This is a genomic window from Streptomyces sp. 15-116A (assembly GCF_025290915.1).
Classification (GTDB): domain Bacteria; phylum Actinomycetota; class Actinomycetes; order Streptomycetales; family Streptomycetaceae; genus Streptomyces.
In genome coordinates this window covers 1-11,446 of record NZ_JAOCQE010000210.1, presented here as the reverse complement: position 1 = coordinate 11,446, position 11,446 = coordinate 1, and the positions used below count along the sequence as shown (strand labels likewise).

The following is an 11,446-nucleotide window of genomic DNA, read 5'->3' as shown; positions in this document are numbered from 1 at the left end:
CCACCTGGGGCCGGTCGGAGATGCGGCCCAGCACCGAGTTCAGCGTGAGGCCGGAGGCGAACAGCCGCTGGATGGCCAGGTCGTGCAAGTCGCGGGCGATGCGGTCGCGATCACTCAGAACCATGAGGTGCTCGGCCTCGCGCCGGTGCTCGGCGACCTCCAGGGCGAGCGCGGCCTGGTCGGCGAACCCGCTGATCATGGTCATGGTGGCGTCGGAAAACTCCGCGCCGCCGGCCAGATTGGCGATCTGCAAGACACCGCGCACGTTCTCGCCGCCTCCCAGGGGGAGCAGGAATCCGGGCCCCAGACCGATCTGTGCGGCGGAGCCGCCCCCGGCCTGCGGCTCTTCGGACAGGGCGCTGCTGGTGATCCGTTCATTGGATTGGTAGACCTTCGCGGCCAGAGTGGTGGCCGGCAGGACCAGCCCATGCACCTGCTCGGCGCCGTGGCCGTCGGCGGCATCGATCACCAGCTCGTCGCCGCCCGTGAGCGGTACCGCCAGCGTCACCAGGTCGGCGCCGGAGAGTGTCCTGACGGTGGCGGCGATCTTGTGCAGGACCTGGTTGGGGTCGGTGCCGGACAGCAGGCTGCGGGTCAGGTCGCTGCTCGCCGCCAGCCACTGCTCGCGGCGTAGCGAGTCCTCGTACAGGCGGGCGTTGTCGATCGCGACACCTGCCGCCGCTGCCAGTGTGCGCAGCACCGCCTCGTCATCGTCGTCGAACTCGGCCCCGCCGCGCTTGTCGGTCAGGTACAGGTTGCCGAAGACCTGGTCGCGCACCCGCACCGGTGCCCCCAGGAACGTCGTCATCGGCGGGTGCCCGGCGGGGAAGCCGACGGAGTCGGGATGGCGGCCCAGCTCGGCCAGGCGCAGCGGCTCCGGTTCGCGGATCAGCAGACCCAGGATGCCCTGGCCCTCGGGGTAGTGGCCGATCGCCTCGATGGTGTCCTCGTCCATGCCGACCGTGATGAACTGCCGGATCTTCCCTTCCTCGCCGACCACCCCCAGGGCCCCGTACTGGGCGTCCACCAGGGTGACGGCGGACTCGGTGATCCGGCGCAGCACCACGTCGAGATCCAGGTCGGTGCCGATGGACAGGACCGCGTCCAGCAGGGTATGCACCCGGTCCCGGGTCGCGCGGACCTGCTCCACCTGGGCCTGCAGACCCTCCAGCAGCTCATCCAGCCGCAGCTGGGGCGCCCCCGGGACACCCTTGCGCCCCTGTGCCGGGCTGTCCGCCATCCCTGCTCCCTCCCGAAAACGAATAAGTGCCGTTGGCACCTCCTCATCATGCCTGAACGGCCCTGTCGGCACCCGAACGCAACTGGTAACTGGCGCTGTTCAGCAGCGCGCTTCCCTGAGGGTGCCGGGCTCCCGGATGCCTGCCCCGTGGTCCTTCACCGGCGTCGGTTTACAGCAGCGGTGTCCTGTTCAGGACTCGGTCCGAGATCCCCGCGGAGTGACCGCGCTGAATCGCCGGAGACCGCCTCCTCACTCCCAGTCCCGCCAGGCGGATTCCAGAGCGGAGTGCAGGGTGATGCGCGTCGTCGGCGAGGTGGTCGTGGAACTCGGCGGGAGCGCCGATGAGATGGCAGCGCACGCCCGAGCCGTGCAAGGCGAACAACGAGCCGTTGGCGAAGCAAGCGGGAGCAGGGAAGCCGGCGGGCAGGTTCACGAATCGCCCGCCCAGCGTTCTTCGGGGACGCCGAGGGCCCGCATCAAGAACGGCAGGGTTCGCTGGACGGCGGCGTGGACCTTGTCGCCGGCCAGGAGTGCCGTGCGCTGGGTCTCCAGGCAGGCCATGATCAGCTGGCCGGTCGTCGCCGTGTCCGCCCGGACGAAGACGCCCTCGTTCATGCCGTCCTCCAGCAGGTCGCCGACGAGCGCGGCGAGCGGGGCGACGTGCTCGAAGAACGCCGCGCGGTCCTCGGGCGGCAGCATCGCCGCGACGGACGCGCCCGCGCCGCGCTGGAAGGAGAACTCGGTGAGCACCAGTTTGATCAGGATCTGCAGCCGGTCGACCGGATCCGTGCGCTCGGCCAGTTCCCGCTGCGCGAGTGTCATGAAGCGGCTCATCTCCCGCTCCGACCAGGCCAGCAGCAGCGCGGTCTTGTCGGGGAAGTAGTCGTAGACCGCCGTCCGTGCGACCCCGACCTGTCACCCTGCCAGGTGCTCAGCGGCACCAGCACCAGCCGGGAGGTCACCCGGCGCAGCACCGTCGCGACCTCCGCCCGTTCGGTCGGTGTCAGGCTCGTACGGTGTTCCAGCCGCTTCAGCTCCTCAGCGGCCAGCGGCGAAGCACGCTGCTGCACCGCGGCGAACACCCGGTGCCGGTCGTCGGCGCTCACCGGTACCTCGATGCCTGCGGGCACGCTCACCGCCCTGAGCGGGCGAAGAGAGCGGAGGACGCCTCGACCGCGGCGGCTTCACGCAGCTGTGCGGTAGTGATCCGTACGATCAGCCAGGCCAGCGCGATCATGACCAGGGCGTTGGCCGCGTGCAGTGCACCCAGGACCGGAACGCCGCCGCCGTGCTTCTGCAGCACCGGCTGCACCAGCATCGCCAGGAACAGCCCCAGCCCCGCGCCCACCGCGCGTCCCGTCGGACGGCCGACGATCAGCAGGACCACGAGGATCACGCCGACGACCTCCGAGGCGTAGCCGAGCATCCGGTGCGGGTCCAGGCTGGACTCCTCGCCGATCGGGAGCGTCTCCAGCGCGAACAGCCCGAACCCACCAACGGCTTGTGCAGCACGGCGAGGATACGGCTCTCCCCAATCCGCGCCCCCTGCCATTTCCTGACCGCCGCGTCCGCGCGCGCCGGGTGTCACAGCATGACGTGTTTGACCTGGGTGTAGTCGAGCAGGCCGGTGAGGGAGAGGTCGCTGCCGTAGCCGGAGTGGCGTACGCCGCCGTGGGGCATCTCCGAGACGGTCGTGCCGTGGGTGTTGACCCAGACGATGCCCGTGTGCAGTGCGCGGCTCGCGCGCATGGCGCGGTCGTGGTCGCGTGTCCACACGCTCGCGGCGAGCCCCTGGGGGACGTCGTCCGCCAGGCGGAGCGCCTCGGCCTCGTCGGTGAAGGGCTGGACGGTGACGACCGGCCCGAACACCTCACTGCGCACGATCTCGTCCTGCTGCCGCACCCCGGCGACCACCGTAGCCCGGTGGAAGTACCCCGGCCGGTCCGGTGCGCCGCCGCCCGTGATGACCTCGGCATGACCCGGCAGCCGCTCCAGCAGGCCACGTACACAGGCCAGTTGGGCGGCGTTGGCGAGCGGGCCGAAGTCGGTGCGGGCGTCGTCGGGGGCGCCTGGCACGAGCTGTGCGGCCCGGTCCGCGAAGGCTGCCAGGAACGCGTCATGGACCCGGCGATGGACGAGGATCCTGGTGGCCGCCGTGCAGTCCTGGCCGGCGTTGTAGAACGCGAGCGACGACAGCTGCGCCACCGCCTCGTCGAGATCGGCGTCGTCGTGGATCAGCACCGGTGCGTTGCCGCCCAGTTCGAGATGGAGCCGCTTGAGGTCGGCCGCCGCCGCCGCGGCGATCTCCTGCCCGGCGCGCACACTGCCCGTGACCGCGACCAGCCGGACGCCGGGGTGGGCGACCAGATGGCGTCCGGTGTCCCGGTCGCCGCACACGACGTTGAGCACACCGGGCGGAAGGTGCTCGGCGGCCAGCCGGGCGAGCAGCGTCGCCGAGGACGGCGTGGTGTCGGACGGCTTCAGTACGACCGTGTTGCCCGCGGCGAGCGCGGGCGCGATCTTCCACACGGCCATCATCAGCGGGTAGTTCCACGGCGTGATCTGCGCGCACACCCCGACCGGCTCCCGCCGCAGGATCGAGGTGCGCCCCGCGGTGTACTCGGCGGCGGCGGCGCCCGGCAGGTTGCGTGCGGCTCCGGCGAAGTACCGCAACACGTCCACGACCGCGGGCAGTTCGTCCGCGAGGAACCGGGCGCGCGGCTTGCCGGTGTCGGTCACCTCGGCGTCCGTCACGGCCGCCGCCCGCCCCTCCAGGGCGTCGGCGATGCGCAGCAGTGCCGTCTGGCGCTCCGCCGGCGTGGTCACCGACCAGCCGTCGAAGGCGTCCAGCGCCGCACGGCAGGCCGCGTCGACGTCCTCGGCACCGGACCGCGGGGCCGTGCCGTGTACGCCCCCGGTGGCCGGGTCGGTCAGCGGCAGGGTGGCCCCGGAGGCGGCCGGCAGATCCTTTCCGCCGATGTGGTTGAGCACGGAGGTGAGCTCGGCACGGTCAGCCACGGCGCAGCGCCTCCTCGGCGGCGGCGCGGCCCGTACGGACCGCACCCTCCATGTACCCGGCGACCCACTGATCGGAGCCGCAGACGTAGAACGGGGGTTCGTGCGTGCCGTGCAGCGGGCCGACGGCCATGACCTCGCCCGGCGGCCACTGGGTGACGTAGCCCTGGGTCCACGGGTCGCTGCCCCACAGCCGCAGATGGCAGGAGGTCGCCCGATGCGCCTCCTCGCCGAGCAGGGCGGCCACCTCGGTCAGCAGCTCCGGGGTGCGCAGATGCGGCGGGGTGCCCAGCAGGACGCCGTAGCGCTCCGGCGGGATCAGCGCGGAGAGGACACCCTCGTTCTGCGGCCAGGTGCTGCCCAGCACGCCCTCGGACTCGGACAGCCCGTTCAGGCCGGCCTCCCGCCAGAACGGCCGGTCGTAGACGGCGGCGAACTTGGCCGCCGTCGCCTGGCGTTGCCGGTGCAGTGAGGCCAGGCGCGCATCGCTCACGCCCGTGACGTGGACGGACCTCAGCGGCCCCACCGGCAGGGCGCTCACCACGGCCGCGGCGGTGAGGACCTCCCCGGTGACCAGGCGGACCGTGCAGTGACCGGGACGTATGTCCAGGGCGGCGACCGCGGAGCCCAGGCGGATGCGCGGTGCGAGTGCGTGGCCCATGACCTCGGCGAGCGTGGCCGATCCCTCGGCGAGCCGCAGCCCCTCCCAGTCGTCGTAGTCGTAGTCGCCCGACCCGGAGCCGGGGACCGCCGCGCTCTTGCGCAGCGCCGCCAGCAGCGAGATCCGCTCGTACGAGCCTCCCGCCAGGGCCAGTTGGCCGATGTCCCACAGCCGTACGACGGCGGGGGTGGCGTGCCGGGAGCGCAGCCAGTCCGCCACGGACAGCCGGTCCAGGGCGGTTGCGTCCGGGTGGGACCAGGGGGCGTCCGGGTCGACACCGGCGGCCAGGGCGCTGAACTCCGCGCCGAGCCGCTCGTGCAGGGCCGCGTCGCCGGGGCCGAACCAGTGCGGCGGATCACCGGCCGAGCGGCCCTCGGGGGTGAGCCGGGTGATCCGGCCGGGCTCCTCGACATAGCTGGGGATCAGCTTCAGGCCCAGCTCCTCGGCGAGTCGCCGGTAGGCGGTGTGGCCGTGGCCGACCACTTCGCCGCCCAGCTGGACGGTGCGGCCGTCGGGGGTGCGGGTCTGCTCGATCCGGCCGCCGACCCGGTCCCGGGCCTCCAGGACGAGGACGTCGGTGCCGGCGGCGGCCAGGTCCCGGGCGGCGGCGAGCCCGGCCAGCCCGGCGCCGAGCACGATCACGTCGTGATGCATCGGTTCGCTTTCGTCGGTGGGGGAGGGGGCGCGGCTCAGGCCAGGACCAGGCAGTGCTCGGGACGCCAGCCGAACTCGACCGTCTCCCCGCCGCTCCAGCGGTCCTCCATCCGGGCGCGGGCGGTGTTCTGCTCCAGGACCGACAGCGTGACGCCGGGAGCGAGTTCGATCAGGTAGGTCGTGGTGGGGCCGCTGTAGACGGTCTCGCGGATCACCCCGGACAGCATCGACATACCCGGCTCGAAGTCGGACAGCCAGATCTTCTCCGGGCGGACGGACACACTGACCGCGGTGCCGTCCGACAGCCCGGCCCGGTGCCCGACCGGCAGGGCAGGACCCCGCTCCAGGGCGACCTCGCCGGCGCGGTACGTGCCGTTCATCAGGTTGGAGGTGCCCATGAAGGAGGCGACGAAGCGGCTCGCCGGATGCTCGTAGACGTCCTCGGGGGTGCCGCACTGCTCGATGCGGCCGTTGTTCATCACGGCGATCCGGTCGGACATGGTCAGCGCCTCGTCCTGGTCGTGGGTGACGAACACGAACGTGATGCCGACCTCGCGCTGGATCTGCTTCAGCTCCACCTGCATCTGCCGGCGCAGTTTGAGGTCCAGGGCCGCAAGCGGCTCGTCCAGGAGCAGCACCGCCGGTCGGTTGACGAGGGCCCGGGCGAGGGCGACGCGCTGACGCTGGCCGCCGGAGAGCGTGCGGGGCTTGCGGTCGGCGAGACCTTCGAGCTGCACCAGCTCCAGCATCTCGCCGACGCGGCGGCGCACCTCCGCCTTGGCGACGCCCTTGCGCTTGAGGCCGAAGCCGACGTTGTCGGCGATGCTCAGATGGTCGAACAGGGCGTAGCTCTGGAAGACGGTGTTGACGTTGCGCTTGTTGGGCGGCAGCGCGGTGACGTCCTCGCCCGCGAGCAGCACCGAGCCCTCGGTGGGGTCGGTGAACCCGCCGATCATGCGCAGCGAGGTGGTCTTGCCGCAGCCGGAGGGGCCCAGCAGGGAGAAGAAGTGGCCGGCCTCGATGTCGAGGTCGAGGTCGCGGACCGCGTAGGAGTCCGCGAACCGCTTGGAGACACCGTCGAGCCGGACGGCGTAAGTCGCGTCCATGGAGTCACTTCCCTGAGAGGAGGTCGAGGCCGCCACGGCGGCCGAAGAGGCGCGGAATGAACAGGGCGAGGGCGATCAGGCAGACGGAGCCGGCGAGCATCAGCGTGCCGACGGCGTTGATGGTGGGCTGGACCCCGAAGCGGATCGCCGAGTAGATGCGTACCGACAGCGGCTGCGGGTCGACGCCGGTGGTGAAGTAGGCGAGGACGAAGTCGTCGAAGACCAGCGCGAAGATCAGTACGGCGGCGGCGAGCACCGCGGGCAGCAGGGCCGGCAGCGTGACCAGGCGGACCGCCTGCCGGCGGGTGGCACCGAGGTCCATCGCGGCCTCCTCCACCTCGGGGTTCAGCGCGGCGACCCGGGAGCGCAGGATGACGGTGACGTAGGAGATGGAGAAGGTGATCTCCGAGAGCATCACCGTGCCGGTGGACAGCGGTACGCCCAGGCCCTTGAACAGCAGCATCGAGGCGACGCCGGTGACGATCTCCGGGGTGATCAGGGGGACGAGCATGATCAGCCCGGCCAGCGAGCCGAGCCGGGTGCGGCAGCGGACCAGGCCGAGGGCGAGAGCGACCCCGAGGACGAGGGAACCGGCCATCGCGACCAGCGAGATCTGCAGGCTGGTGCTCAGCGAGGAGATCAGGACGTCGTCGCGGGCGAAGGCCCGGTACCAGCGCAGGCTGAACCCGTCGAACACGGTCAGCGACTTCTGCGCGTTGAACGAGAACAGCGTCACCACGGCGATCGGGAGATACAACAGCGCGAAGAACAGCGCGACGACGGCCACGAGGAGGCGGGGTCTGCGGTCGGCGCGTCCGCGCCGGGTGCGGGCACGCGCGCGGGGCGTCGCGGGTGCGGTGGCGGGGGAGGGCAGGCGCAGCAGGGTCATCGGCGGGCCTCCGCCTCGTCCTTGCGGGTGCGCCGCAGATAGCCGAGCATTCCGACGAGCAGCACGAGCATCAGCAGCATGGTGAGCGCCGAGCCGAGCGGCCAGTTCTGGCCCTGGAAGAACTTGTCCTGGATGAGGTTGCCGATCATGATCTGGTCCGGGCCTCCCATGAGCTGTGCGCTGACGAAGTCCCCCATGGCCGGCAGGAAGACCAGGACGAGCCCGGCCGCCGCGCCCTGGCGGGTGGCGGGCAGGGTGACGAAGAAGAAGGTGCGCACGGGGCCGCCGTACAGGTCGCGTCCGGCCTCGATGAGGGACACGTCCATGCGTTCCAGGGCCGCGTACAAGGGGATGATCATGAAGACGACGAAGCCGTAGACGAGCCCCGCGACCACGCCGAAGCCGGTGTTGAGGATCTTCGTGGCGTCGTCGGCCAGACCCACGGCGCGCAGGGCGCTCAGCACGGGACCGTCGTCGGAGAGGACCACCGACCAGCCGTACATACGGACCAGGTAGTTGGCGAAGAACGGCACCACGATCGCGGCGATCAGGGCGTGCTTGTACCGTCCGCCGTACAGGGCGATGGTGTACGCCACCGGGTAGGCGATCAGCAGGCAGATCACGCTGGTCAGCAGCGAGTAGCCCAGGGAGCGGGCCAGGACCTCGGTGTAGGCGGGGTCGGCCAGGGCGCGGACGGCGGAGAGGTCGAAACCGAAGCGCGGGTTGCCGAGGTCGTCGGTGGTGCCGACGGCGAGGACGGCGACCAGCGCGAGCGAGGCGATGAGGAACCCGGTCATCCACAGGGTGCCGGGCAGCATGAGCCAGGTCCACAGGCGGGCGCCGTTGGCGTCCGGGCGGCGGGTGGGGGAGCGGTGACGCAGCAGGGTCATGGTTCAGCCCGCCTTCACACGGGTCCAGGCGGTGTCGCGGGCGTCCTCCGCCGCGCGGCCGCCGTTGCGGAAGAACAGGTCCGCCTCGAGGTCGTCCTCGGTGACGAGGCACTCGGGGAAGGGCTCGACCAGCGCCGCGTACACCTTCTCGGAGCCGGCGACCGGCATCGGATAGCCGATGTACTCGATGTTCTTCCTCACGTTCTCCGGGCGGAGCATGTAGTCGATGAAGAGCATCGCGGTGCCGGGGTGGGGCGCGTTCCAGGGGATGGCGTAGCAGTCGGAGTTGATCGGCGTGCCCTCCTGAGGAGCATGGAAGCCGAACACGGAGGGGTCCTCGGCCTGGTTGAGCATGGCGGCCATGTCGCCGCTCCACGCCTGGGTGATCACGGCGTTGCCGTTGAGGAGGTTGTTGTAGCTGTCGCTGGAGAAGCCGCGGAGCCGGGGGCGCAGGGTGCCGAGGAGCGAGGTGATGCGTTTCAGCTCGCCCGGGTCGCCGGTGCTGACGTCGAGGCCGAGCTTCAGCGCGCCCATGCCGAGCACCTCGTCGCGGTCGTCCAGCAGGAACACCTTGCCCCTGGCCCGGTCGTTCCACAGGTCGTCCCAGGAGCCGGTCAGCTCGCCGATGCGGTCGCGGCGCCAGCCGATGCCGGTCTTGTAGGCGGTGAAGGGGACGGTGTGCGCCGAGTGCGGGTCGTACCAGGGATCGGCGAAGTAGCTGTACGCGCCGAACACCGCGTCGGCGTGGGTGAGGTGGGAGTGGTCGATACGGCGCAGCCGGCCGCCCCGGGCGAGGCGCTGGGCCCACTTGGCGCTGGGGAAGATGATGTCGTAGCGGTTGCCCGCGTTGAGCTTGGCGACCATGCCTTCCATCGAGTCGAAGTTCGACTGGACGACCTTGACGCCGTACTCCTTCTCGAAGCCCTCGAAGACGGACGGGTCGACGAAGTCGGCCCAGTTGAAGTAGACGAGATCGCCGTCGACGCGGGGCCGGACCGGGGCGAGGTCCTTCGCGTCGGGGGTCTGGGCGGGCATGAACCCGCAGCCTGCGACCGCGGCGCCCAGCAGTCCGCAGGCGCCCGCCCGCAGCACGGTGCGTCGGGTCGGTGGTGGTACCTCGGGGGACACGGAACGTCCTCTTTCGTCGAGGAACGGCACAACTCCAGGGCGGGACCGGAGGGTGTGGGATTCACGGAGGCCCTGACTCCGTGAGGGGAACCGGTCTGGGGGAGGGGGAGAGCGTGCGTCAGCGGGGGAGGGGTAAGCCGGCCCTGACGAGGACGACGTGCGGGTGCGGCGCGCCCGCCGTGCGGCGGGGTGTCACCGGCCGTCCCCGTCGAGATCGGCCCGGACTTTGCGGGCGAACCAGCCCACGGCGGCCTCGCGCTGCGACAGCGGACCCGGCTCGAAGCCGGGCGTGGTGAGGCCCGCCTGGACGCGTTCCACCAGCTCGGCGTCCTCGTCGTTGGTGACCCAGCCGATGTGGATGTTCAGCCGGCGGGCCAGCCGGGTGCGCATGCCCTCTCCGTGCCGGGTGTAGAAGGCGCCGGGGATCGCCGCCCGGTCCTGGGCGGTGGGAAGCGCGGTCCACGCGAGCACGTGGTCAGGGTAGAAGTCGATGAGCGTGTTCGGGTAGATCACGGCGTACCGCCATACGCGGCGGTCGGCCTCGGTCAGCCCGGGCATCGGGGTGGCCAGTCGCTGGTAGAGCCGCTCGGTCCAGTTCGAGGACGGCTTGTCGCGCAGCGGCGACTCGAAGAGGACGTAGTCCTCCTGGACGTCCACGGTGTACGCCTGGTAGTCCAGCAGCCGCATCAGCGAGGGATGCGCCACGGGGACGTGGTAGCCCTCCAGATAGTTGTCGACGATCACCTTCCAGTTGGCGTTCTGCTCCTCGCCGCCCGCCAGGTCGTGGATCCGGTGCTTGCCCACGGGAACCAGTCCCGGGCCCGCGTAGCGGCCGACGGCCTCGGCGAGACCGGCGCAGCTCTCGGCGAGCGGGACAGCGTCGAGGTCGAGGTTGACGAAGACGAAGCCGAGGAACGATTCCACCTTGACCGGGTGCAGCCCCAGCCGCGGCTTGTCCAGACAGGGGATGCGGCGGGCCTCGGGGGCGCCGACGAGCCGCCCGTCCAGCTTGTAGGTCCAGCCGTGGTACGGGCAGCGGATCGCCTTGCCCGAGGGCTCGGGTTCCGTGACCAGCCGGGTGCCGCGGTGGCGGCAGACGTTGAGGTGGGCGGCGAGCGTGCCGTCCTCGGTGCGCACGACCAGGACCTCCCGTCCGGCCGCGGTGGCGGCGAGCCGCGCCCCGGGGCCGGGAAGGTCGGACTCGTGGCAGACGAGCTGCCAGGACTTGGCGAAGATGCGCTCGGTCTCGGCCGTCGCGACGGCCGGGTCGGTGTAGTAGCGGGCGGGCAGTGCTTCCCCGGGATGGCCGGGGGAAGAGGCCGGCGAGGCCGGGGGGACGGCTGCCCGGGTGATCGGGGGGTGCATGGGGTCCTCCTCCGCGCCGCTGCGGCGGCGATGGGCGGTGAGGCTGCGTCCGGAACGGCGGTGGACACGGGTGACCTGGCGGATTCCGGCTGACTGATTGGTTAGTCAGAGTGGGGGGCGTGGATCGGCAAGTCAAGACTTGTGTCCTGACTAATTGGTTAGTTAGTGTCGTGGGGCAGTGGATGACCCGTCCCGTACGGCCGCCTCACGCATCCATCCGTCCGGTCCGCCGGGTCCGTGTCCCACGGACCCGCACGGCTCCCGCCCTTCCCCGCTCGGGCACCGGAGCATCCCCGCACCCGCATCTCGTTCGCCGCGCCACCCCGCTCCCCCGGTCCACCGGAGCGGTGCGACCCCGGAGGCACGCATGAGCGCTCGCCGAAGTCTGGTATGGCTCGGTCTCACACCCGAGCCCGAACAGGAACTGCCCGCCGCGGTGGCCGCCCTGCGCGCACCGGCGGCCGGCCACCCGCCCGCCGCCCTCGTCGCCGCCGAGCG

At 71.4% G+C, this 11,446-nt stretch carries 11 protein-coding genes; all 11 read right to left on the bottom strand.

Going from position 1 to position 11,446, the window contains the following annotated elements:
* A partial coding sequence (locus N4P33_RS26120; protein WP_260829221.1) for a GAF domain-containing protein occupies positions 1-1,240 on the bottom strand: 1,240 nt, incomplete at its 3' end.
* A 429-nt stretch (positions 1,241-1,669) separates the two neighbouring features.
* A complete protein-coding gene (locus tag N4P33_RS26115; RefSeq protein WP_260829220.1) occupies positions 1,670-2,062 on the bottom strand; it encodes a hypothetical protein in 393 nt (130 codons plus the stop codon).
* Positions 2,063-2,070: 8 nt separating this feature from the next.
* Complete coding sequence (locus N4P33_RS26110; RefSeq protein WP_260829219.1) at positions 2,071-2,376, bottom strand: hypothetical protein; 306 nt, start codon at positions 2,374-2,376, stop codon at positions 2,071-2,073.
* The gene (locus N4P33_RS26105) at positions 2,373-2,792 is read right to left on the bottom strand and encodes a hypothetical protein (RefSeq protein WP_260829218.1); all 420 of its coding nucleotides are present in this window, start codon (positions 2,790-2,792) and stop codon (positions 2,373-2,375) included. The genes N4P33_RS26110 and N4P33_RS26105 overlap by 4 nt, the downstream gene beginning before the upstream one ends.
* A gap of 32 nt (positions 2,793-2,824) precedes the next feature.
* Positions 2,825-4,258, bottom strand: a complete 1,434-nt coding sequence (locus N4P33_RS26100) for an aminobutyraldehyde dehydrogenase (RefSeq protein ID WP_260829217.1) — start codon at positions 4,256-4,258, stop codon at positions 2,825-2,827.
* The gene (locus N4P33_RS26095; protein WP_260829216.1) at positions 4,251-5,570 is read right to left on the bottom strand and encodes an NAD(P)/FAD-dependent oxidoreductase; all 1,320 of its coding nucleotides are present in this window, start codon (positions 5,568-5,570) and stop codon (positions 4,251-4,253) included. The genes N4P33_RS26100 and N4P33_RS26095 overlap by 8 nt, the downstream gene beginning before the upstream one ends.
* 35 nt (positions 5,571-5,605) lie before the next feature.
* The gene (locus N4P33_RS26090; RefSeq protein ID WP_260829215.1) at positions 5,606-6,676 is read right to left on the bottom strand and encodes an ABC transporter ATP-binding protein; all 1,071 of its coding nucleotides are present in this window, start codon (positions 6,674-6,676) and stop codon (positions 5,606-5,608) included.
* Positions 6,677-6,680: 4 nt separating this feature from the next.
* Positions 6,681-7,565 (bottom strand): ABC transporter permease, encoded by an 885-nt coding sequence (locus tag N4P33_RS26085; RefSeq protein WP_260829214.1) that lies wholly within the window; start codon positions 7,563-7,565, stop codon positions 6,681-6,683.
* Entirely contained in the window at positions 7,562-8,455 is an 894-nt protein-coding gene (locus N4P33_RS26080; protein WP_260829213.1) for an ABC transporter permease, read from the bottom strand. Before N4P33_RS26080 ends, N4P33_RS26085 begins: the two co-directional genes overlap by 4 nt.
* A 3-nt stretch (positions 8,456-8,458) precedes the next feature.
* A complete protein-coding gene (locus N4P33_RS26075) occupies positions 8,459-9,583 on the bottom strand; it encodes a spermidine/putrescine ABC transporter substrate-binding protein (protein ID WP_260829212.1) in 1,125 nt (374 codons plus the stop codon).
* A gap of 192 nt (positions 9,584-9,775) precedes the next feature.
* Positions 9,776-10,948: an aromatic ring-hydroxylating dioxygenase subunit alpha gene (locus N4P33_RS26070; RefSeq protein ID WP_260829211.1), complete on the bottom strand. Its 1,173-nt coding sequence runs from the start codon at positions 10,946-10,948 to the stop codon at positions 9,776-9,778.
* Between the last annotated feature and the right edge of the window lie 498 nt (positions 10,949-11,446).